The following is a 23,494-nucleotide window of genomic DNA, read 5'->3' on the forward strand; positions in this document are numbered from 1 at the left end:
GGGAACTCCCGGGCAGCGGCACCACCGTCACATTCCCGCCACCCGTTGAGTTCCCCTTCCCTCTCGGAGGTTCACGTGGCCGCTCCGGCTCCTGTGTTCCGCTCTTACGGCAGTGCTCTTGTGCGTGCTGCGGCCAGGCCGACGGCTCTTCCGCGCTGGCCCGATCTCACCGATGCAGCTCCCACCCCTGCGCAGGCCACGCAGCAGGCCGCTTGGTTGCGCGCGGTGTGGGCCATCGATGGGGTCGCCGAGGAGTTGCGCTACGCCAGCCCCGCGCTGGCCGAGCAGGTGAACACGCTCTGCAAGGAGGGGGATGCGGCTCCGCGCGACATCCGTCGAGCCGCGTTGTCCGTGGCCCGCTACATGCTTCGGGCGGGAAAGCGGGCCACGCCCTTCGGCTACTTCGCGGGAGTGACGCCGGCGCGCTTCGATGCCGTCGCACGCGTGCGTTGGGGCCTGGAGCATCGTGCGGTCGTGACGGCTTCGGCGGAGTGGCTGGTCGAGGCGATCGCCCACCTGGAGGCGTGCCCCGAGCTGCTGCTGCGGCTTTCGGTGGTATCGGGCACCACGCTGATGGTCCGCGGTGACCGGCTGATCGTGCCGTACCTTCCCGCGTCGCGGGAGGGTGGCGTCGGCGCGGTCGAGGTGTCGCTCAGAAACACAGCTCCGGTGCAAGCGGCGGTGACCGCTGCCCGGGTGCCGATCCTCGTGGAGGACTTGGCGGCGAAATTGGGCGCCGAGTTTCCCGAGGCTGCCCCGGAGACCGTGATGGGTCTGCTTGCCGAACTGGTCTCCCGGCGCGTCCTCGTGACCTGCCTGCACGCGCCTGCCACCGAAACCGACGCGCTGGGACACCTTCTGAAACACCTGGACGCGGCGGGTGTCCCAAGCGTTGCACCGATCAGCGCCCTGGTGGCGGAGATGCGGGACATCCACTCGGGACTGGCCAACTGTTCGGCAGCACCTGTGGTCGAGAGTCGTGCGGCCAGGGAAGAGGTCGCCAGGCGGATGACCGCTGTTGTTCCGGTACGGCGGCATCCGCTGGCGGTGGACCTGCGGTTGGACGCGAAGGTCATCCTGCCTCAGGAGGTGGCCAGAGAGACGGAGCGTGCCGCGCTGGCCCTCGCACGGCTCAGCCCTGCCCCCTATGGGACAACCGTGTGGAAGGCATACCACCAGCGGTTTTACGAGCGGTTCGGCATCGGCTCGCTCGTGCCGCTCCTCGACGTGGTGGCTGACAGCGGGATTGGTTTCCCGGACGGCTATCCCGGATCGCCTGCGGCTGAGCGGCGCCCGCCTACCGAACGCGATGAGGCACTGCTCCGTTTGGTACAGGACGCGGTGCTCGACGGCAGGGACGAGATCGCATTGGACGACGTGCTGATCTCCTCTCTGGAGCGAGGCCCGAGTCCGGTAAGGCTGCCGCCGCACTTGGAGGTGGCGGTGCGGGTGCACGCGGCGAGCGTTACCGGCCTTCAGCGCGGTGATTTCCGGCTGGAGGTGGGCAGTGTGTCCCGGGGAGCCGGAGTGGGCATCGGCCGGTTCCTCAACGTGGTGACCGGTGCGGGCCGCGCATCGCTGATCACGGAACTTTCGGACCTGCCCGGCGGCGATGACACGACGGTGGCGGCGCAGCTCTCGTTTCCGCCGCTCGACCCGACGACCGCCCACATCGCGAGGTCCCCCCGTGTGCTGCCGTTGGTGATCAGCCTCGATGAGCACCGCGACCTCGCCCGCGACGTGCTGACGGTGGAGGACTTGGCGGTGGGGTGCGACGGCCGCCGTATGTACCTCGCGGCGCCGACTCTCGGCCACCGGGTGGAAGCCGTGGGCATGCACGCGCTGAGCTTGCGCGTCCACACACCGCCGCTTGCCCGGTTCCTCACGGAGCTGAGCCGCGCCCAGTGCGCCACTGTCAGCACGTTCGACTGGGGAGCGGCGCGGTCCCTGCCGTTCCTGCCGCGCCTGCGCTACGGGCGGACTGTGCTGTCGCCTGCGCGCTGGCGGCTGAGGCCCGAGGAACTTCCGCTCTCCAGCGTGCGGTTCAGTACCTGGGACCGCTCCTTGAGCGGATGGCTCACATCCCGTCGTGTCCCGTCGCGGGTCTACCTGACCCAGGGGGACCGGATGCTCGCGCTCGACCTGGACCTCCCCGGCCACCGCGTGCTGCTGCGTGCCCACCTCGACCGAGGCAAGGCCGCGGTGCTGACCGAAGCTCCACAGCAGTGGGGCTGGTGTGCGGGCCGTGCCCACGAAGTCGTCATCCCCCTGAAAGCGACCGCGCCGCCAGCGTGGCCGAGGTTGCCGCAACCCACCCGGGCACGGGTCATCGGGCGCGACCACGGGCAGCGGCCCGCCGCGTCACCTGTGCTGCTCGCCTGCCTGTACGGGGACATCCGCCGTCAGGACACCATCCTCGCCGACTACCTTCCCGCCCTCCTGGAACAGCTCGGCCAGCCCCGGTGGTGGTTCGTCCGGTTCCGCGACCCCGACCATCACCTCAGGCTGCGGATAGACCTGCCCGACCCCGACACGTTCGGGGAGACCGCCCGAGTGGTGAGCGCCTGGGCCGGAAGCCTGCACCAGGCCGGTCTGCTCAGAGAAGTGCGCTACCCCACCTCCTACCCGGAGACGGGCCGGTGGGGGTCCCGCGCAGCGTGGGCGGCAGCCGAAGAGGTCTTCCGTGCCGACTCACGCGCGGTACTGGCCCAGGCCCGCCAGAGTTCTGGCCTTGACCATCGGGCGCTGATAGCCGCCCACTCCGTCGCTATCGCCGTCCACTTCCTCGGCAGCCCCGCGAAGGGGATGCGCTGGCTCATCGACCACATTCCTTCCACAGCCCCGGCCACGGTCCCCCGTAGCGTCTTCAGCGAGGCTGTGCGGCTCGCGGACCCCTCCCAGGACTGGGCAGCACTGCGCGCCACACCGCGAGGGTCACCCATTGTGGAGGCATGGGCTGACCGGGAGATGAACCTGTCCGCCTACCGCGCCCACGTGCCAGGGCCGGACACGGAGGGCATCGACGCCGATCACGTCCTGACCTCCCTGCTGCACATGCACTTCATCCGGGCTGTCGGCATCGACTTCGCCGAAGAGGACATCTGCCGGTACCTCGCGCGAGCCGCCGCACTGGCGTGGACAGCCCGAGGGGGAGCGGCATGACATCACACTCCCTCGATGGCCTGATCACCGCGATCAGCACCCGACTGGCCGACCCCGAACACGTGGCAGGGCCTCAGCCCGGGTGGGCTCAGCAACTCGCCTACGGAGCACCAGGAATCGCCCTGCTCCACATCGAACTGGCCGCCCGCGAAATGGCGCCGTGGCAACGTGCCCACGACTGGCTTGCCGCTGCCGGGAGTGCCGCGCTCACCTGCGGCCCTGACAGCCACCCCTACTACGGTGCACCCACCATGGCCCATGCACTGGCCTGCGCCGCCGACCGGCTCCCCGGTGCGTACCGCAACGCCCTCGCGAACCTCGACCGGCACCTGGCCGCCGATGTCCGCAGGCGACTCGCCGCCGGAGGCGATCGACTCGACGGTGGTCGTCTGCCCGCCCTCGCAGAGTTCGACGCGATCCGGGGCCTGACCGGATATGGCGCCTACCTGCTGCACCGCAACCCTGACGGTGACCTGCTCCGGGCCGTCCTGAAGTATCTCGTGCGCCTGACCGAGCCGATCACCACCGAAGCAGGAACGGTGCCGGGCTGGTGGACCAAGTCCGGCCCCTCCGGCAGAGCCGACGATCGCTTCCCTGACGGACACTCCAACCACGGTGTCGCACACGGAATCGGCGGCCCACTCGCCCTGCTTGCGCTGGCCGCCCGCAGAGGGATCACCGTGCCCGGCCACCTCGGAGCCATCCGCACGATCTGTGCCTGGCTGGACCGCTGGAGCATCGACACCGGCCGAGGAACAACTTGGCCGTACTGGGTCACCGACCTGCGTGGCGGCATCCCGCCGCAGACCGGGCCGCTGCGCCCCTCGTGGTGCTACGGCGCCGCGGGCCTCTGCCGTGCCCAGCAGCTTGCCTCGATGGCCCTCGGCGACACCGACCGGCAGGTCCTGGCCGAGAACGCGCTGATCAGCGCCCTCACGGACCCCGCCCAGCTCGCCGCGACCAACGACAGCGGGCTGTGCCACGGGTACGCCGGCCTTGCCCACGTCGCCGCCCGCGCGGCCGACGACGCGCTGCCCACGACCGCGGGACAGCTACGGGCACTGATCCCCGCTCTGCTCCACGTGATTCACCCGCCTGGCACCGATGCGGAGAAAGCAGCCGTCGCCCTCGCTCTCGCCCCGGAGGGTCCGGGGCTGCTGGACGGTGCAGCCGGGATCGCCCTGGCAGTGCTCGCACCCAGCAGCACCGTGCCCCCCAGCACCGCGTGGGACTCCTGTCTTCTGATCGCCTGACCGCCGCAGTAAGGACACTGATGCTCACCCAATGGCACCAGCACAACATCACCTTTCCCGATCGCGAGACGGGCCGACAGGTCGCCGCCGACATCCTCGCGCCAGCCTTGAACGCCACGGAGAGCCAAGGGGTTCACCGCTGGTGGTTCATGAACAAGCAGCCCTGGCCGCTGCGCTACCAGTGCGACGGACCCGCGTCCGACGTCATCAGGGCTCTCCTGGATGCCTTACAGAGCGACGGTCGGATCACCAAGTGGACCTCTGGGATCTACGAACCCGAGAAGTTCACGTTCGGCGGCGAATTCGCCATGGACATCGCTCACGACCTCTTCCACCACGACAGTCGCCATCTGCTCACCTACCTGCCGCAGCCTGGATCTCTGGGCCGCCGGGAGACCGCCGTCCTGCTGGCAAGCGCCATGATGCGAGGGGCCGGACAAGACTGGTACGAGCAGGGCGACGTGTGGGCGAAGGTCCTCGCGCTGCGGCCGAACGCGCCGGAGCTTCCGCCCGCGCGCACGGTCGCTCTCACGCCGGCGATGCGCAAGCTGATGACCGTCGATACCCGCTCTCTCTGTGGCCCGACCGGACCGCTCGCGGGACATGCCGACTGGGTGGAAGTCTTCGTACAGGCCGGATCCACACTCGCTGACCTGGCCCGCCGTGGCTGGCTCACACGCGGCCTGCGAGCCGTCATCGCCCATCACATCGTCTTCCACGCCAACCGTGCCGGGCTTCCCCTGGAAGATCAGCACACCATGGCCCACATCGCACGAGAGGTCGTCATGGGATCGAGTGAACGCACCGCGTCAGCAGCCGAATTCGGCTCGTCCATCGATAGCGTCAGCGGGGTGAACACCGACACAGCCACCACCGCCGAAGCCGACGCTTCCCGGCTCCGCACCGCCCTTGTCGACCAGATCCGCAGGGAAGGACACGCCACCACCCCCGCGGTCGAACGCGCACTGCGAGCCGTGCCGCGGCACCTGTTCGTCCCGAACGCCTCACTCAGCGACGCGTACGCCAATGCGCCGGTGAACATCAAGTACGACACCGACGGCACCTCGATCTCCTGCGCTTCGCAGCCAGCCGTCGTCGCTCTGATGCTGGACCAGCTCCAGGCACAGCCCGGCGAGCGCATCCTCGAACTCGGCGCGGGGACCGGCTACAACGCCGCACTCCTTGGGTGGCTCGTGGGGCCGGGAGGACACGTCACCACCATCGACGTGGATGACGACTTGGTCGAGGGTGCCCGCGCGCACCTGGCCGCTGCCAGGGTCTCCAATGTCGAGGCGGTCACCCGCGACGGTGCACTCGGCCACGCCGAAAACGCCCCGTACGACCGGATCATCGCCACCGTCGGAGCACACGGCATTCCTCACGCCTGGCTCTCCCAGCTCGCCCCCGGTGGACGGCTCGTCACACCCCAGCGGCTCAAGGGCAGCGTCTCACGCTCCATCGTCTACGAGCAGCGCGACGGACACTGGGTGTCCATCAGCTCGGAGATGAACACCTTCATGCCTCTGCGGCGCGGTATCGCCGACGACGACCGCAGGGCCATCCCGCTCAACGTCGACGGCACCGTCCGGCTCCAGGCTCCCGCAGGGCAGAACATCGACGCTGACGCACTCGCCGAGGTTCTGGAGCAACCACGCACCGAGCAGTGGACCGGGGTGACCTTCCGGGCCATGGAGTCACCGGAGTGGATGGAGCTCTTCGTCTCCTGCTCGCTGCCCAGCGGGCTGATCCGGATGCTGTTCCCGAAAGACGCCAAGGGCACAGTCCTCACGGACGACCCCTACCCGTCGTCCACCGCGGCCGTGGACAAGGGCGCCTGCACGTACCTCGCCCGCCGACTGTCGGAGAACAAGACTCCCGAGGGCGGCAAGCTCTGGGAGTTCGGCGTCATCGGCCACGGCCCCGGCAGCGACGAGCTGTCCGCGCGGGTCGCCGACGCGGTCCGCACTTGGGACCGCCAGTACCGGGGTCGCGAGGCCAGGTTCGAGCTCCAGGACCTGAACGCTCCCGCGATCGAGCAAGCCTCGGGCGTCTTCTCCCTCGACACTCCGCTGAACCGCATCGTCGTCGACTGGCGGTGACGCCAGCCAACGAGTGATGGCTGCGGTGCCCGCTGCGCGAGTGACGGGCACCGCTGTTCCTTCTCCGCTTCATCGCGCACCCGTCGCCCCAGGGGGACTCATGGATCCACACGGTCCGATAGCAACGCGCTTTCCTCTCGTTGCCCGGGTCCGGCCGGCTTGCCCGCCGCTGCCCGCCCGGGTGCGGGCCTTGGTGGACCTGGCCGACAGAGCGGTGGAGCAGTACGAAGAAGGACCAGCCTCTGCCGTCTTCAACGGCGCTGCGCTCCTCGCCTCCGACCTTGGTCTCCCTGACCTGGCCCGGTCGCTGTGCCATCGGCACGCTGGCGCCTACCTTCGCGCCTGCCCGCTATCCGCCACGCGCGCCATTCGCGCCCTGGAGCCCCTGGTCAACCTTGCCCGGTTGCAGATCCGCGCTGGCCAGACCGACGACGGTCGTCACCGACTTCTGGGCCTGTACGAGGCCGTCGGCACTGGTAGCACCGCCGTCTTTGAGGACATCACCGTGCCAGCCACACTGACCGCGACCGTCGAGGACCGTCGAGAAGTCCACGCGTGGCTCTGGCGAGTGGTGCTCGCCGACGGCACCCGCACCCTCACCACCACAGGACGCTGGCGCGAAGCACTGGCTCACATCGAACAGCACCGGGGCGTGGGCACAAGGATGCTTGACGGCCGCCAAGTCGCCGTAGTGGCAGCCCTGACGGAGGGCGGCAAGAACCGTGCGGCGGCGCTGCTCGCCGACACAGCCCCCGGCGAGCCGTGGGAGCAGGCTGTCACCGCGTGCTTGACGGTGCTGTCCCGACGCGACGTCCCGCAGCGAGACGACAGCAGCGTGGCCGAGCTGGTGAACACCTTCCTCGGCCGTGAGGCGGAGCCGGGCTTGACTGTCTTCGACACCCGGCTCGGCCTCACGGTCCTTGACGCGGTCGGGCCGGAGCACCCCAGAGCCCGCCCGCTTGTCGAGGACTTGATGCGGCGGGCCACTGCGTCACTCAACGGATATGCCGCCCGCGACCTGATCTCGCACGCGCTGTTCGCCGCACTCGCCACCGACGGCGAAGCCCGTGCGTGCCGCGACCTGATCCGGGTCTGTGGACTGGGTGCGGAACTCCTTCCCGATGAGCTGGCGAGTGACCTCTCGACGGCGCTGGACCGCAGTGAGGCAGTGATAACCCAATCGTCAGCGGCTGCGGCGTGAGTACGACGACCTGACGGCACCCGACCCGGGGCATCGGCAGCCACGGAATCCGGGCTGTCCGTGAGCACGGCTACGCTCGAACGCATGAGCGCACCTACCGAAGGGCTGACTCTGGGGGCCGTCAGCGCAATCGTCGAGAAGAAGATCCTTACCAACAAGATCCGCATCTACCGGCCTGGCGAGCCGGTCTTCAACCCGGACACGGGGCAGTACGAGCCCGGTCCTCCCATCACGATCTACGAGGGGCCGGGAGCGATCTTTCCCACCGGTGGCCCGTCCGTCGTGCTGCACCTCGCCGGGCAGGCGTACGTGGACGACACCCCTTCCCGGTACCGACTGTTGACCCCGCTGTCAGCGCAGGTCGCCTCCCGCGAAGACACTGTCACCGTCGTGCAGGCGGACGACGAGTCGGCCATCGGCCGGACGTGGCGAGTGATCGACATCGGGGAGACCTCCACCCTCAGCATCGTCCGCACCACGTGGGTGGACCAGAACACGCAGACGACGGGGGCCGTGACGTGAGCACCGCCATCGATCCAGAGGAGGTGCGGCGGGAGCTGGAGGCCAAGCTCCTGCTCGACACCGTTCGAGTCACTCGGCCCACCGGGACGCCGGCACTCGACGCTGTTACCGGCCTCGTCGGCGAGGTGCCAGCGGACCTGGTCTACGAAGGGCCTGGTGCCATGCTGTCCGGCCATGGTCAGGTGACCGCCGAGGGAATCGTCGGCAAGCAGTGGCTTGACGACACGGTGTCCTGGTACCGGCTGCTTACGCCGCTTGGGGCGCCGGTGCCTGCTCGATACGACCGGGTCGAGGTGACTGGCGCGCACTCGGGCAGCGCAGCAACCGGCGGTCGGATCTGGCAGGTCCTCGACCCGGCGGAGGCATCGACGGTGGAGCTGGTTCGGGTGACGCGGCTGGACGAGATCACGCCGCCGTCCTGAGGCGAATCGGGATGTCCGCGAATCGTCCTACGCTCGATGCATGGAGATCACGGACACCCCACCCGCCGACATTCAGCAGGTCTGGGTCACGACGGACGGCAGCAGGGCTTCAATACGGATAGACGGGACGGACTATTCGCATCTCGTCTCCGGCTACACGATTCACCAACAGGCGGGATACCCAGCAGATTTGGTCCTCCAATTCGCGCCGGGCCGTCCACCCCCGGACTTTGACGGCAATGCCCGTGTTGCCATTGGGGTTCCGCACGAGCCGGGACCGGCAGCGGCCCACTTCCTCTCGGCCATCGACGCAGGGCTGCTGGAGAAGGCGGCGCTCGCCCGGCCGGACATGGACGGCGGACCGCACGGCTTCACCAAGGCCGTACTGGCGCAACTTCAGCAGTGGGCGCGGGGGGACTTCGACCAGGACCAGGAGACGGGCTGATGGCCTCCCCGAGGAACCCGCACCCGAACGCGCACCCGTCGGCGGGCGCGTACAGCAACGCTCCCCAGATCGCCGCACTGCTGAACGCCCGCGCGGGAGCCGCGCTGCCCGCGGTGGCCAGCGTCGTGCAGCACTACGCCATGCTGCTGGAGACCGCGATCAAGGCCAATGCGAGCGGAAGGCCGGGTCCGAACGCGCCGACCGGCGACTACCGCAGATCTTGGACTCATGAGTTCACAACCAACGGGTTGACCGTCGAGGCCACTGTGGGAACGAACAAGCCGCAGGGCAGGCGTCTGGAGTACGGGTTCGTCGGGGCCGACTCTTTGGGAAGGATCTACAACCAGCCGCCGTACCCTCATGTGGGTCCGGCAATCGAGCGGGTCCGACCTGCGTTCGTTGCGGCAGTCGGAGCGGCGGTGGGGGATTGATGGCGGTCTCCGGACGAGTTGTCAGCCTCGCCGTTCAGGCGATGCTCGGCTCGGCGACCGGCCGGTCCTGCGGATACGGCACGGCCCCCACCGCGAGCAACCTGCCTACAGGAGCCGCGACCCCGTATTGCGTGCTCTACCCCGTGGGCTCCACGAGCGACGGGCCGCCCTTCGGTGACGCCAGCGCAGACGCTCGAATCGTGTACCAGGTCACGTCAGTTGCCACGACGGCAGAGCAGGCTGAGTGGATGGCGGACAAGGTCCGGGCTGGGATGCTCGCCCGCACGGAACTTGGCTACACCTACCCGATCGCTGCTACCGGCTACGTGGTCATGTCCCGTGAGCTGGACAAAGAGGAAGGAGTGGCTGTCGCCAGCGGCGTATACAGTTACGTTCAGAGGTTCGCGATCGAGGTAACCACCCTCGGCAGCTAGCCCACCCACCTCACCGCGGAGGCCCATCGCGGACGCCCGACCACTCGGTACGGGCCGACTCCCAGCTTGATCTGTTGGGGACGGGCCTGCCGCATTCCGGGGCTGACACTGTCCCCGGAGAGTGAGAGTCGCGTGTCCACCACGCAGCAGCGTTTCATGCGCCGAGGCACCACCCTCTTCTACTTCCTTCAGAAGATCGCCTCCGATAGCAACATTCCCACCCGCCCCGAACTTGGGCCGAGCAACGCCACGAACCTGTCGGACACGATTTCCGACGTCGAGGGGTGGTCTCTGGAGAACACGCCTATCGACACCCCGGACATGGGCAGCTCCTTCGCCACCACCATCCCGGGCGAGGACAAGGCAGACAACAGCTCGTTGACCTTCTATGAGGACAAGGTCAGCGATGTGATCGAGACCCTGTTGTCCAAGGGTGTCACCGGCTTCATCGTCATCCTGCGCAAGGGCGACATCGCCCAGTCGAAGTCGATGGACGTCTTCCCAGTCCGGGTCGGAAGCCGCAGCCCGTCGTACTCCACGGCCAGCGAACCCGCCAAATTCAAGGTCACCTTCGGCATCACCGACGAGCCGACCCTCGACGCCGCTGTGCCGGCGAAGACGATCTGAGCCGGGGGCGCCGCATGACCACCACCAGCCACGAACCTCCCGCCGCCGCAGTCGCCCGGGACGCCCACTGGTCGGCCAAAATGGCCAGGCTCAAGGCCCGTAAGCTGCCAGAGCGTACCTTGCGGGTGTGCGACGACGACGAGGCGAAGAAGAACACCACCGATGCCGCTTTGGAGCTGGCGAAGGCCCGCACCGCAGCTCGTGCCGACTCGGTCGAGCAGGGCGTCGCGGAGGTCGACCGTGAGGACTGGATCGCCGCCCGTCCCGACGTGGTTGCCGCACAGCTCCGGCTCGACAAGGCCGAGCAGGCCCTTGAGGATGCGACGGACGTTCTGACCTTCCGAGCCCTTCCGCGACCGGTGTGGGAGGGCCTTCTGAGCGATCACTCTCCGACCGAGGCCCAGGCCGACCAAGGCATGGAGTACAACGTCGAGACCTACCCGGCCGCGCTCATCGCCGCCTGCCACATCGAACGGGACCTGGACGGCACCGAGGTCCCGGGGATGACCGAGCAGGAGGCGCAAGAACTCCTGGACACCTGGTCGGATGCGGAAGCCAAGGCCCTGTTTACCTCCGCCCTCCTCGCGAACCAGACGCTGAGGACCGACCTGGGAAAAGGCTGATCTCCGACCCCGGCTACCGGGCGGAGATGGAGGTCTGCGCCTCGTACGGCATACCGCACTCCCAGTTCACCGGCGCGGGAGACGGGCGTTGGTCGGCGCTGGACCGTGCGAAGGCCGTCGCTTACCTCGCCTACTCGCGCACCGTTTGCGAGTCGTGTGGGACCCGGCCACAGGAGTGGGACGAGCAAGCAGGAGGCGACCGCTTTGCGTACGTCACCGAGACACACCGGTGCGTCGGCTGCGAGCTGATCGCCATGGAGCAGGAGCAAGTACCGGATGGTCCGGAAGGGCGTGGGGTGAAGGTCGGGCTTCGGCCCAGGAAGAAGGCATAGCCAGTGGCTGGGGCCTACACCCTCTACGTCCAGGTCCAGGCCGGGGTGACCGGCCTGGTGGGAGGTCTACGTACAGCAGCGGGGCAGGTCACCGCGTTCGGCGGGCAGGTGCGCCGCCTCGACGGCGACCTCAACGCGCTCGCAGCGCGGTCGGAACGGACCCGCCGCGCGATGGCCACCGGGTTCACCGTGATGGGCGTCGCCCTCGGTGGCGCGTTCGCCCTGGGCGTGCGAAACGCCATCGAGCTTGAGAAGCACATGGCGAACGTCATGACGATCTCGAAGGAGATCAACAGCACCAACATCAGCCACTTCACAGACCAGATCGTTGAGCTGAGCACACAGCTTCCGCAGTCCGCCGACCAGCTCGCCGAGGGCCTGTACCAGGTCGTCTCGACGGGCTTCGACGGCGCGGACGCCATGTCGATCCTGCGAGTAGCCGCCCGCGGCGCCGCGGCCGGCCTGACGACGACGGAGACGTCCGCCCGCGCCCTCCTCGGCGTGCTGAAGGCGTACGGAATGGACGCCACTCAGGCCAGCGACGTCATGGACGTCATGTTCCAGACCGTCAACTACGGCGTCGTGTCGTTTGACGAGCTGGCGCAGCAGCTCGGCGACGTCGTGCCGATGGCAGCGGCGGCAGGCGTCAAGTTCGAGGACATCAGCTCGGCACTTGCGGCAGTGACGCTCTCGGGCATCCCAGCCGCCGAAGGCGTCACGGCCCTGAACATGCTGCTGACGCGCATGATGAAGCCCACCCAGGAACTGTCCAACATGATCAAGGGCTTCGGATACGAGTCGGCAGCCGCAGCCCTCCAGCAGGACGGCCTGTACGTCGTCATGCAGAAGGTCCGTGATGCGACCGGCGGAAGCGCCGACCAACTCGTCCCCCTCCTGAAAGACATCCGTGCGGTACGGGCCGCGCTTGCGCTCTCGGCCGCCGACGGCAAGAACTATGCGGACACCTACCAGGGCATCAGCCAGGAGGTCGAGCGCGCCGGCGCGACGCAGAAGGCATACGCCATCCAGATGGACACCACCGCTGGCCAGTGGAGTCTGTTCCAAAACCAGGCGGCTGCCCTCGGTATCGACATGGCGCGTGTGCTGCTGCCTGCGCTACAGAGCGTCGGGGAGTACCTCAATGTGCTGGCAGGGGCGATCAACGACCTGCCCGGACCCGTGAAGTCACTCATGGGCGTGGTGCTCGCGCTGTCTGCGGCGGCCCTGCTGGCCAAGGCGGCCTTCCTGCGCTTCGGTGCGCAGCTCACCGTGTTCCGGACAGAACTCGCGGCGGCCCGAGCAGGCGGCTCCGCCTTTCCCGCGGTCTTGAGCGGCGCCGGGATCGCCGTTGCCGGTCTGACCACACTGATGGCCATCGGTGTCGGCGTCTACGCGGCCTACTCAGCCAGCAAGCAGCAGGCGAAGGCCGCGACGGAAGAACTGGTTGAGGCTCTCCGCAAGGAGAGGGAGGAGGGTGAGCAGGGAGCCGGACTGCGCACCCTGACCGAGCAGTTGACGAACAGCGACGACGTCAAGAAGCTCAAGGCTGCCGGGATCGACGTTGCCACTGCCATCGACGCGATCACTTCGGGCGGCGCGAAGCTCAAGAAGCTCAAGGACGAGCTGGATGCCCAGGAATCGCTGACCTGGGATCGGGGCTCGTATGCGCCTGACCCTGAATGGGATGCCGCCAAGAAGGTCCTGGACAAGCAGCACACGATCTGGAGCAACGCGGTCAAGAAGGAGTCCGAGCTTGCCGCGAACATGGCCATCGTCAACAATAAGATCAAACACAACCGGCGCGAAATGCTCGGAGCCTGGGACCTCACACAGGCTCTGCCGACGGACAAGAACGGCTCGCCCCAGTTCACCGATCAGATGGAGGCGATGGCCAAGTCCCTCTCCTCGATCGTTGATCCGGCGAAGGCGTGGAAGACCGCGCAGGACAAGGTGGCCGAAGCCAACCGGAAGGCGGGCCGGTCAGCCGACGCGTCGAAGGCATCCCTCGCGGACTACGTCACCGAGCTGCGCAAGCAACTCAAGGCCCAGCGCGAATTCCAGAAGAACCTGGGCGAGCTCGCGGTCGCCGGACGCCTGGATCTTGCCGATCACTTCTCCGACCTCGGGGCAGACTCCGCGCCGATCCTCGCCGAGCTCGTCCAGCAGCTCAAGAGCGGCAAGGGCAAGGTTGCCGACGAGCTGGAATCCATCATCCAGGAGTCCTCCGCCCGCTCGACGCCGGCATTTCGCGCAGGACTTGAGCAGCTCCCCGCCATCTCAGCGAAGTACGGCAAAGAGATCGCAGAGTCCTGGGCCGACGCCGCAGCGACCAACGATCCCGGCAAGCTGGCTCGGGTCATGCAGGACATGACTGTCGCCGACATGGAGAAGGCAGCGAAGAAGCTGCCCAAGGCGGCCGTCGCTCAGCTCGAACAGGGCATGGACCTACTGGCTGACGTGTCGGCCAAGCACGGCAAGGAAGCGTCCACCTCGCTCGCGCAGTCTTTCCTCAAAGGTGACATCACCGAGATCCGTTCCCAGCTCGGTGCCCTCTACGGTGCGGACCTGCCCATCAGTGCACCTGACCTCAACGGGGTCGTTGGCGCATTCAAGGCTGCGGGCGTCCAGTCGAACGCCGAGTGGTCGGGCATGCTCAGTCTGATCGTCGCGGTCGCCCAGACGAAGGGCACCGAAGCGGCATCCGCGCTAACCAGTGCCCTGCTGTCCGGCGACATGGCCGCGGTGCAGAGCCAGCTCGACGGCATCGGGGCATCCGTGGGCCGGATCCCCGGGACAAAGACGATCACCGTCAGTGTCAACAAGCCCGCAGCCGTCGTCATCCCCTTCGTTGCCAAGGTCACGCCCACGTCATGGGACAAGGACGGCAACGGCGTCCCGGATGGAATCCAGGCCCCCAAAAGGCAGGCGAACGGTGGCCTCCTCGAGTTCTACGCCCGCGGTGGTGTGCGCCGAGAGAACCACACGGCACAGATCGCTCCAGCCGGCGCATGGCGGGTATGGGCGGAGCCGGAGACGCAAGGAGAGGCGTACATCCCGCTCGCCGGAGCCAAGCGGGCCAGGTCCAAGCGAATCCTGGAGGAGGTGGCACGGCGCTTCGGAGGCGAGGTTTCCTATCACGCCGATGGGGGCCTGTCCGGGTTCACGTACCGGCCGCAGACCCTCTACTCCCTGTCCGGGCTGGCCACCGACTCACAGGACAAGAAGGGCAACTTCAGCCTCGCTCTGTTCACGAAGAAGCTGCATTCCTCCGTGACCACCGCACGGCGTTGGCGCCGCGATCTTGACACCGTGGCCCGACGTGCCGGACAGGACGTGGCTGACGCTCTGGCGGAGATGGGCGAGGAGGGGGTGTCGCTCACCCGCAAGATGGCGACCGGCAGTTCCCGCTATGTCCGGTCGATGGCGAAGGACCTGCGGGAGCTGGCCGCGGCCTCGAAGGCCAGTCTCGGTGAGTACACCGGGCAGCTCCGCCAGGCGGTCAAGGACCAGACCGGCTTCGAGAAGAACCTCGCGAAGCTCGCCGCCGGCGGATACGGAGACCTGGCCAAGCGCCTGGCTGAGCAGGGCGACCAGGACGCGGCGGATCTCGCTGCCCAAGCAGTGAAGGACCGAAAGAAGGCGAAGGCGGCGAACGACGCCGCCAAGAGCGCAGGCAAGACGATTCCCGGCGATGACCTTCCCGATCTGGTCGCCATCATCAGCGCGATCAAGAGCAAGACCACCGGCCTGCACGCGGTGGCCGAATCCACGGGACTCGATGAGGACCACATCATCGAGATTGCGAACCTCGGCCTGGCCCGTCTCAAGAGTGCCCTCGGCTCGAAGGGCGCCAAGTTCTTCGCCGACCTGAACCGTGCCAACCGGGGACTGTCCTACGCCAACGGCGGCATCCTCACGCCCGGCCTCTACGCCACTTCCGGTGGCATCGTCCGATTCGCAGAGCCGAGCACTGGTGGCGAAGCCTTCATCCCGCTGGGTGCCGCGAAGCGGGGCAGCGCGCTGGCCGTTCTGCACGACGTCGCCACTCGATTCGGGATGCGCCTGTCTGGCGCTGGCGCGGCTGCCTCCGCGCCGAAGCTTGTCGATGCCCGGCCGCCGACCGCCGTCAAGGTCACCGTCGTCCAGCAGCAGCCGAGGGCGCTGGTGGAGAGCATGCCCATCACCGTCCACGGCCGCGACGGCTCCCCGCAGGAGCTGTCGGGGGAGATCATGCGGCGGTTGCGGAACGCGCAGCGCGGGGGGCGGATCTGATGGCCCTGGCTGATTGGCAGATCGACTTCGCCGGAGTTGTCATCGGCCGAGGAACCGTCGTGTCGGTGGCCGACGTCGAAGGGCTCGGCTCTGCCGAGCTGCGCACGCAGGACGTGCTGAACCCTGCCGACGACGGCGCGTTCCCTGGGGTCGACCTGTACGCGCCCCGCACGGTACGGATCGAAGCTGGCATCCGGACACCTGGCGACCCGGCAGCAGCACTGGACAAGCTCGCCGAGATCGAGGCAGTCGCCGCCAATGCGAAGGTTCGCCGCAGAGCTGGAGCCCTTGCGCAACTGCGACTGCGGTGGCCCGGACGCGGCACCAAGGTCCTCTTTGGCCGCATCCGGCGTGCCGAGGCTGTCTCCACCGCTCAAGCCGTCCACGGCTGGATACCGCTGGACCTGGAGTTCACCGCGCTTGATCCGCGATTCAATGACGACGAGGTCTCCAGCGTCACCTTGCCCCTGGACATCAGCCACAGCGGCGGCGGGTTCACCGCCCCCCTTGTCGCGCCCATCACCACCGGTGTTGCCACTCCGGACACCAGGCCGGGTTGGGTGGTCGCTGATGGGAACACAGCGGCGTGGCCGTCCATCCGGATCACTGGTCCCGTCGCCAATCCTCGGATTCTGCACGTTGAGTCCGGACGCGTCCTCGACCTCGACATCACCCTCGGTGTCGGCGAGCGCATCGACATCGAGACCCGGCCCGGTACGCGCTGGGTGTTGCGCAACGGCAGCGGGAACGCCGCAAACGCCCTGTCCAACGCATCGCGCTTGGACCTTTTCCAGATCCCGCCCGGCCGTAGCGAGATCCGCTGGACGGCCGCTGACTACACCAACACCACACGTCTGACTGTCTCTTGGCGGTCCGCGTGGACGGCTCTGTAAGAAAGGAGTGCTGCTGTGACTCTCGTCCAGCCGCCTATGCTCACCCATGGCGGCACCCACCCGGCCCGTGCTTTCAGGATGATGGTCAGAGACCTGGCACGCGGATCCCAGGGTGTGACTGAAGGCAACGACCTGAAGGTCCGGCAGCTCTCCACGCCCGGTTCTGGCGTGCGAGTCGGCGATGGATCGTCCGTGATACGCGGTGCCTCGTGGGGCCAGGGCTCCTACACGCAGTACAACGTCGGCGACGCCATCGTGCCCGTCGCACCGACCGGAGCCACTGGCCGGTCAGACCTACTGGTACAGCGAGTTGAGGACCCCGAGTACGAGGGCAACCGCGACCCGGCCAAGGACGACATCGGCTACTTCCAGGTCATCCCCAACGTGTCGGCGACTGCCACCGCGGCGCCGACAGGAATGACGGCCATCCCGCTTGCCCGACTCGATATCCCGCCGAACACCGCCACGGTCACGGACGCGATGATCAAGGACCTGCGGGCTATCGCCAATCCGAGGCGCTCCCGCAGCCTCTTCACTTCATCGCCGAATACAGCGTCGACGCTGGGCTACTCGGACAACAAGTGGCACCCGTGGCCGCCTGCCGCACGATGGAACATTGCGGTGCCCGCATGGGCCACCCAAGCAAAGCTGATCACCATGGTCTCCAGCATCGCCCTGCGGCGAGCCAACGTGTTTGCCCTGATGCGGAACGTCATCGGCGGAGTGGCCGGCCAGCACGTCTCCATTGATGACGACCAGGGCAGCGGCACACGCCGAAACACCATCGTCCTAGCCGACACCCTCCTGATCCCCTCCGCGATGCGCGGGACTACCGTGCCGGTCTACCTCGACACGTACATGTACAAGAGCGAAACCGGCGACCTGGTGGTAGACGGCGCCACCAGCTTCGTTCTCGACGTCGAGTTCACCGAGGGCGTCATCTGACGATGTCGTACCGCTACCTGACGACACACGCCCTGACCGGTGCCACCCTCGCACAGGATCTCCCGCTCACCGAAGTCGAGTTCGGACCCGAGCTTTGCGGGCCGGGCAGCTTCACCGGCGTCATCGCGCCCCGGCTGTCGCACCTCACCCCGGAGCAGGTGGACCCCGGAACGACGCTGATCTTCGCCGAGCGGGACCGCACCCTGCTGTGGGGCGGTGTCATCTGGCGCGCAGAGCCGGAAGGCCAGAAACTCCGTATCGAAGCCAGCGGCTTCGGCTCGTACCTGACGAGACGAACCGATATTCACGGCAATCTCAACGGTCGCGGCCCCTGGGTCTCCGCCGACCCGTGCGGTGTGATCCGCGACGCCTGGGCGTACTGCCAAGCCCAGCCTGACGGCGATCTGCGCGTAGCGGTCGACGTGACGAGGTCCAACGCGAAGGTCGGCACCCCCGCTGAGCCGTACTCCACCGCATGGTGGGAGGCGCCGACCCTCAGCACGGTCGTCGACGACATGGTGGCAGTCGCCGGCGGCCCCGAGTGGACCGAGTCCGTCGCCTGGTCGGGAGACACCCCGACGCAGCGCATCCGGATCGGGTGGCCTCGGCTGGGCACCCGTCGCCAGGACATCAGCTTCACGTCCGGTATCAATGTCGCCGCCACAGTGCCGGTGGAGTTTGACGCCGACAGCTACGCCCAGGTCGTCATCGGCCTGGGTGCAGGGGAGGGGCGTTCACGGCGCCGGACCGTGGACGCGGCCCGCAACGGCCGCCTGCGCCTGGAACACGTACTCGAGGTCCCCACGGAGAAGGCCACAGACAGGCTAGCCGCCCGCACCCGCACCGAGCGGGTGAACCGGTCGGTCATCGGCGAAGTCACCGAGGTCGTCCTCCGTGACCATCCCGCGGCCCGGATCGGCTCCTTCCAGATTGGAGACGACGTGAGGGTGCGACTGAACGACGAGTGGTCGCAGTACGACGGCTGGTCGCGGATCACCGGCTGGACGCTCAAGCCGCCATCCGGTGACACCCCCGAGCAGGTCACCGTGCAGTTGGCGCGGGCAGACCGCTACACCTACGGAGTCTGAGCATGGCCAACCAGATCGCCAGCCTCGCCGCCCGACTCGCCGCCGTCGAGCGGCGCCTCGACAGCACCAGCCGTACCGCCCAGCTCGCGTACTCATCGATCGAGAACGGAGCCATCGACGTCTATGACGATGATGGTTCTCTGCGCGCGGTCATCGGCCAGCAGCCGGACGGTTCTACCGGCGTCAACGTGGTCAACGCGCCACCGCCTCCCACCCCGAGCCAGCCCACACTCACCTCCGTTCTCGGAGGTGTGGCTGCGACATGGGAAGGAGCCTTCAACGATGCGGTAGCTGCACCACTGGACTTCGCCCGTACCGAAGTCCATGCCGCCAGCCTTGCCAGTTTCCTCCCCGGTGCGGCCACGCTGCGTGGCACGCTCGAATCCCCACGCGGGGGCACACTCATCATCCCGACCGGCAAGCCGATGTACGTCCGCTTGCTGGTACGCAACACCTCTGGTGTCGCGTCGGAACCGTCCGTACAGAGTGGACCAGTCGGCCCAGCTCCGGTCGTTGCCCAGCAGGTGCTGGACGGCATCATTGACGAGACGGCGCTTGCAGAGGCAGCCGTATCACGAGCCAAGCTCCAGATCGGGGCAGTCGGGCACAACCAACTGGGGGTCGGCACGGGCAACCTCATGCCCGACCCCTCGTTCGAGGGACCGTTCACCGAGCACCTCGTCGCCTCGAACGGCGCCTGGAGCCTGGTCGGCGGCAACGGTTCCCCGCGGGCACTGCGCGCCACCCCTGCCGACACCACGGCAGCGTCCCTGACCCTGCTCGTCACCGAATTGCCGGTATCCCCAGGGAACCGCTTCTACCTGGCGCTCGACTACCGCGTCTCCGCAGACTGGGCAGGAGACTCGGTCCGCTTCTTCCTGTGCTGGCAGGACTCCGCCGGCACGGTGCTCGGGTACGGCACTGCCATAGCGCAGCCCGCCCCCGGTGCGGCATGGGCACGCATGAGCCAGCAAGTGCAGGCGCCGGCCGGAACAGTGACCGCCGCGGTAGGGCTGCAAGCCTTCCGGATCTCCGCTGGCACGGCGGACTTCGACAACGTGGCAATCCATACTGTCGTCGCCGCAGGCATGGTGCTCGCGGAGTCCATCGGAACAAAGGAGCTGGCAGCGGCGTCAGTCACTGGCGAGAAGGTCGTCGCAAAGACCCTCACCGCTCGGGAGGTCAAGGCGATGTCCTTGACCGGTGACGAGGTAGCTTCCAACAGCCTCACCGCACGTCACGTCGTCGCAGGCTCGCTGTCCGCCTCTACGCTCGCCGTTGGCACCACCGGCAACCTTGTTGGCGATGCATCCTATGAGACCGGTGTCATCGCGGCCGGCCTGGCCACCCAGGACCCGGCGATCTTCGCGGTTGAGAGCGGCGGCAACAACTCAGCCAAGTGCCTGCGGATCACCCCGGCTGCCGGGGCGTACCGATGGGTGCAGCACGCGACGTCACCGATGATGCCCGGGGACCGCTATTGGCTCGCGGCCGACTACAAGACGAGCACGGACTTCGCCGGTGCGAGTGTGAAGGTCTTCCTCGGCTTCTACGACGAGGCAGGTACCCGCCTCAGCTCTGACGGCATCGTCGTGTCCGCCCCGGTCACCGACGGGACCTGGCAGCGCATCTCCCAAGTCGTCACCGTCCCTGCCGGTGCTACACAGGGCAAAGTGAGGGTCGGCGTCGACAGTGCCGACAGCACGACGACCATCGGCATGGCCTACTTCGACAACGTCGAATGCCGCGCTGTGCTCTCCACGCCCGGCAATGGGGCTCGTGCCGAGCTCTCGCCACAGGGCCTGCGCCTGTACGACGACTCTGGGGGCGAGGCGATCTCGTTGACCACTGGCGCCCCCAACTATCTGACGCTCACGAACGACGGCCGCGCTGTCGCCACGATCGACCAAGGAGGCAACACCGGTGTTGCGGACCTCTCCGTCGCGGGCAATCTCACCATCGCTGGCGATCCGTTCGAAACGTACCTGGGGGGCTTTGCTCGCGGCTTGGTCGCAGTCGACTACCAGGCGACCTCAGTGTCTGCGGGGAGCACCGACTACGGCTTTGTCGAGCTGTCTTTCGACGCCGATGCTCGTCGCATGTATCGCGTCGTCCTGGACTGCTACGCAGACCCCTCGGTAGCCGGTGGCGAACTCGTCATCGCCCTGAAGGACGGGGGCGCGTCTACCCCGTCGATCTCGTCACCACAAATCCAGTCCGGAATCTATCCTATGCCCACGGCTGGATATCGGCGTATTCGCCTGGAGACAGTACGTTCAGGCGCCTCATTCGGGGCAGGGCTGCATCGCCTCCTCATCACTTTCCGGTGCCAGGACGGCCCCAGCGGGCAGACAGTACGCCTTTTTGGCGGAGCTAGTCACCAGGGCATCATGTACATCGAGGATGTTGGCCCGTCGGTACTGGAGACCGGCTTGTACAACACGGGTGGTGGGACGACAACGCAGCCGAAGAAGACGTACGTCAAAACCTACGATGCGTCTTGGTCCGGAAGCTACGCGAATCGAGGCGGGTACAACTCCTACTACGCAAACCAGTGCTTGCAGGGTTACTACAGCTCCACCAACGGAATGCAAGCCAGCTTGATCGGATTCCCCGCCTCGCTGGGTACCGACCTTTCCGGCGCCGTCATTCAGAAAGCCGAGATATACCTTTACTTTGATCACTGGTACTACAACGACGGAGGCAAGGCTGTCATCAGGGCGCACAAATTCACCTCGCGTCCATCGACATTCAGCTCAGACAGCGAGTCGCAGACGATCAGTTGGGGAAAGAACGTCGGAAAGTGGGTCGACATAACCGCTGTATTCGACAGCGTGAGTTGGCGCGGAATCGCTCTGGATCCTAACAGTAGTGATAAGACCTACTATGGGCGTGCCCAGGGCGTAGGTCAGACCTATCCGCCGAAATTGCGCGTGACGTACGTCAAGTAGACGCATCCACGGTGGGCTCGGTCGCGCAGAGCTGGCGGCATTCCGCGTGGCCGTATGATCAAGGTGTGGCGCGGGGCCACCGATCGCCGAAGGAGCACGCGGTGAGCATCCCGCCGAGCGCGGAACCCACGCTGTGGGAACTGCACCGCGCTGTAGTCCAGTTGCGTGAGGACCAACGCGACGATCTCGCACAGCTCCGCGACGATCTTCGCAGCGACATCGCCGCTCTGGCGAACCGTCTCAACCAGGTGGTCACCGTGGACGTCTACCGCGCCGATCAGCGCAACCTCGCTCTGCGCATCGACACCCTCGAACGCGAGCTAGAGACCGTGAAGACCGAACGGGACCAGGACCGCGAGCAGGCAAGTACCAACCGACGTCTGATCATCTCCGCGTTCATCGCGCCGGTGCTCCTCACGGCGCTGCAACTGCTGCTCGCCGCCCGCGGCAGCCCGTAACGAAACGAACAACGCAACTCAAGATCGCTCACGGCGCGGGGGAGAAGCAGGACGCGCCTCATGCCCGATCTCTGGCTGCCCGGAGCTGAACGACACCCGCTCAGCGACACGGCACCCACAGACACCCAGTACGCCCCACGAGTGATCTGGCACATCACCTGGGACAAGAACGGCACAGCGACGAAGCCCGTCGACCTCGTCCCCTTCGACCAGCTTTTGCGGTACTTCACGGGCGTTGGCAGTGGGGCCGCTCCGCACCTCCTCTGGGACCCGTTCACCGGACGAACCGCCCAGTTCTATCCGGCCAACAGCCGTTCCAAGTCGGTCGTCGACGCCGCCGGTGGCACTCGGACGAACCGCACGGGGAAGGTCTGCCTCCAAGTGGAGACGCTGTTCTTCCCCTACTGCCGCGTTGGCGGAAAGACGTACGCGACTGTCCGGGACACTCCCGCCAAGGGGCTCGACAAGATCCTGGCCTGGGCCAGGAGCTGGGGGGTGCCCGATACCTGGCCCATGGGCACGCCCACCTGGAACGCGAACCGGAGCGAACGCACCTGGGAGACGAAGGGCGGCCACTACGGCCATGGGCAGGTGCCCGAGAACTCGCACAACGACCCGGGGCCGATGCCGAAATGGCCGACCACGAAGCCAGCGCCCAAGCCGGCGCCGCCGCCGTTCCCTGGCCGCGGTGCTTTTGGGCCTGGCAAGTCGAACGCGTCGATCCTCACGCTCGGGCAGCAGCTCGTCCGGCGCGGCTACGGCAAGCACTACCGCGTCGGGCCGTCCCGCGACTGGGGCGAAGCCGACCGCCTGAATGTCAGGGACTTCCAGCTCGCGCAGAAGTGGACGGGGGCCGACGCAGACGGCCTCCCCGGCCCGCAGACCTGGGCACGTCTCTTCGGCTGACCCCGCACCCTCACCAAGGAGCCCACCTCATGAACCTGTACGCATCTCTCCTGCGCACCGGCGTGCCCGCGATGGCCGGCTGGCTCGTCGCGGTAGCCCTGCGGTACGGCCTCGACCTGGACGCGACGGCCCTCGCCAGCGTCCTGACTCCCATCGCGATCTTCGTCTACTACGGTGTTTTCCGCTTTGCCGAGGAGAACCTGTCACCGCGCTTCGGCTGGCTGCTCGGCTACGCGAGGCCCCCGAAGTACGAGGGGCCGCATCTGACGCTGCCGCGCGAGTGACGGATGCTGCGTGACGTCGGCTCACGTCGCCCAGGTAGGGAAGAAGGGCCCCAACTTTAGATTGGGGCCTAAGACCGCGTGGAAGCACCCACACAACCCGCCCATACGCCGGCGTGAACTCCACACGCGCCGGTGGTTACAAAATA

General features: G+C 67.3%; 20 protein-coding genes. All 20 read left to right on the forward strand.

Translation table 11 applies throughout. The features are described from left to right. Nucleotides 1-225: 225 nt before the first annotated feature. The 20 genes from ACFWI9_RS07575 (at nucleotide 226) to ACFWI9_RS07670 (ending at nucleotide 23,348) form a co-directional block, all read left to right on the forward strand. Nucleotides 226-3,162 (forward strand): lantibiotic dehydratase, encoded by a 2,937-nt coding sequence (locus ACFWI9_RS07575; RefSeq protein WP_387159634.1) that lies wholly within the window; start codon nucleotides 226-228, stop codon nucleotides 3,160-3,162. Continuing rightward, nucleotides 3,159-4,415 carry a lanthionine synthetase C family protein gene (locus tag ACFWI9_RS07580; protein ID WP_387159636.1) on the forward strand — a complete coding sequence of 419 codons (1,257 nt, stop codon included), beginning with the start codon at nucleotides 3,159-3,161 and terminating at the stop codon, nucleotides 4,413-4,415. Before ACFWI9_RS07575 ends, ACFWI9_RS07580 begins: the two co-directional genes overlap by 4 nt. A 20-nt stretch (nucleotides 4,416-4,435) precedes the next feature. Next, nucleotides 4,436-6,514, forward strand: a complete 2,079-nt coding sequence (gene fxlM / locus ACFWI9_RS07585) for a methyltransferase, FxLD system (protein WP_387159638.1) — start codon at nucleotides 4,436-4,438, stop codon at nucleotides 6,512-6,514. A gap of 100 nt (nucleotides 6,515-6,614) precedes the next feature. Further along, on the forward strand, nucleotides 6,615-7,715 hold the full coding sequence (locus ACFWI9_RS07590; RefSeq protein WP_387159640.1) for a hypothetical protein: 1,101 nt from the start codon (nucleotides 6,615-6,617) through the stop codon (nucleotides 7,713-7,715). Between the two features lie 84 nt (nucleotides 7,716-7,799). Then, nucleotides 7,800-8,237, forward strand: a complete 438-nt coding sequence (locus ACFWI9_RS07595) for a DUF6093 family protein (RefSeq protein ID WP_387159642.1) — start codon at nucleotides 7,800-7,802, stop codon at nucleotides 8,235-8,237. After that, complete coding sequence (locus ACFWI9_RS07600) at nucleotides 8,234-8,659, forward strand: DUF6093 family protein (RefSeq protein WP_387159643.1); 426 nt, start codon at nucleotides 8,234-8,236, stop codon at nucleotides 8,657-8,659. Before ACFWI9_RS07595 ends, ACFWI9_RS07600 begins: the two co-directional genes overlap by 4 nt. Before the next feature lie 40 nt (nucleotides 8,660-8,699). Then, nucleotides 8,700-9,104: a hypothetical protein gene (locus ACFWI9_RS07605; protein ID WP_387159644.1), complete on the forward strand. Its 405-nt coding sequence runs from the start codon at nucleotides 8,700-8,702 to the stop codon at nucleotides 9,102-9,104. Continuing rightward, nucleotides 9,104-9,535 (forward strand): HK97 gp10 family phage protein, encoded by a 432-nt coding sequence (locus tag ACFWI9_RS07610; RefSeq protein ID WP_387159646.1) that lies wholly within the window; start codon nucleotides 9,104-9,106, stop codon nucleotides 9,533-9,535. Before ACFWI9_RS07605 ends, ACFWI9_RS07610 begins: the two co-directional genes overlap by 1 nt. Before the next feature lie 200 nt (nucleotides 9,536-9,735). Beyond that, on the forward strand, nucleotides 9,736-9,969 hold the full coding sequence (locus tag ACFWI9_RS07615; protein WP_387159647.1) for a hypothetical protein: 234 nt from the start codon (nucleotides 9,736-9,738) through the stop codon (nucleotides 9,967-9,969). Nucleotides 9,970-10,101: 132 nt separating this feature from the next. Beyond that, nucleotides 10,102-10,596, forward strand: a complete 495-nt coding sequence (locus ACFWI9_RS07620) for a hypothetical protein (protein ID WP_387159649.1) — start codon at nucleotides 10,102-10,104, stop codon at nucleotides 10,594-10,596. 14 nt (nucleotides 10,597-10,610) lie between these two features. Further along, complete coding sequence (locus tag ACFWI9_RS07625) at nucleotides 10,611-11,219, forward strand: hypothetical protein (RefSeq protein ID WP_387159650.1); 609 nt, start codon at nucleotides 10,611-10,613, stop codon at nucleotides 11,217-11,219. Nucleotides 11,220-11,245: 26 nt separating this feature from the next. Continuing rightward, entirely contained in the window at nucleotides 11,246-11,551 is a 306-nt protein-coding gene (locus ACFWI9_RS07630; RefSeq protein ID WP_387159651.1) for a hypothetical protein, read from the forward strand. Nucleotides 11,552-11,554: 3 nt separating this feature from the next. Next, entirely contained in the window at nucleotides 11,555-15,823 is a 4,269-nt protein-coding gene (locus ACFWI9_RS07635) for a phage tail tape measure protein (protein WP_387159652.1), read from the forward strand. Further along, nucleotides 15,823-16,716 (forward strand): phage distal tail protein, encoded by an 894-nt coding sequence (locus ACFWI9_RS07640; protein WP_387159653.1) that lies wholly within the window; start codon nucleotides 15,823-15,825, stop codon nucleotides 16,714-16,716. Before ACFWI9_RS07635 ends, ACFWI9_RS07640 begins: the two co-directional genes overlap by 1 nt. A 15-nt stretch (nucleotides 16,717-16,731) precedes the next feature. Then, nucleotides 16,732-17,661 (forward strand): hypothetical protein, encoded by a 930-nt coding sequence (locus ACFWI9_RS07645; RefSeq protein WP_387159655.1) that lies wholly within the window; start codon nucleotides 16,732-16,734, stop codon nucleotides 17,659-17,661. 2 nt (nucleotides 17,662-17,663) lie between these two features. Further along, the gene (locus ACFWI9_RS07650; RefSeq protein WP_387159657.1) at nucleotides 17,664-18,749 is read left to right on the forward strand and encodes a hypothetical protein; all 1,086 of its coding nucleotides are present in this window, start codon (nucleotides 17,664-17,666) and stop codon (nucleotides 18,747-18,749) included. Nucleotides 18,750-18,751: 2 nt separating this feature from the next. Then, nucleotides 18,752-21,700 carry a hypothetical protein gene (locus tag ACFWI9_RS07655; RefSeq protein ID WP_387159659.1) on the forward strand — a complete coding sequence of 983 codons (2,949 nt, stop codon included), beginning with the start codon at nucleotides 18,752-18,754 and terminating at the stop codon, nucleotides 21,698-21,700. 101 nt (nucleotides 21,701-21,801) lie between these two features. After that, nucleotides 21,802-22,158 carry a hypothetical protein gene (locus ACFWI9_RS07660; RefSeq protein ID WP_387159660.1) on the forward strand — a complete coding sequence of 119 codons (357 nt, stop codon included), beginning with the start codon at nucleotides 21,802-21,804 and terminating at the stop codon, nucleotides 22,156-22,158. Nucleotides 22,159-22,218: 60 nt separating this feature from the next. Further along, complete coding sequence (locus ACFWI9_RS07665; RefSeq protein ID WP_387159662.1) at nucleotides 22,219-23,064, forward strand: peptidoglycan-binding protein; 846 nt, start codon at nucleotides 22,219-22,221, stop codon at nucleotides 23,062-23,064. Nucleotides 23,065-23,093: 29 nt separating this feature from the next. After that, entirely contained in the window at nucleotides 23,094-23,348 is a 255-nt protein-coding gene (locus ACFWI9_RS07670) for a hypothetical protein (RefSeq protein ID WP_387159663.1), read from the forward strand. The last annotated feature ends 146 nt before the right edge of the window (nucleotides 23,349-23,494 follow it).

It is taken from the genome of Streptomyces sp. NPDC127084, from assembly GCF_042724175.1.
Classification (GTDB): Bacteria; Actinomycetota; Actinomycetes; order Streptomycetales; family Streptomycetaceae; genus Streptomyces.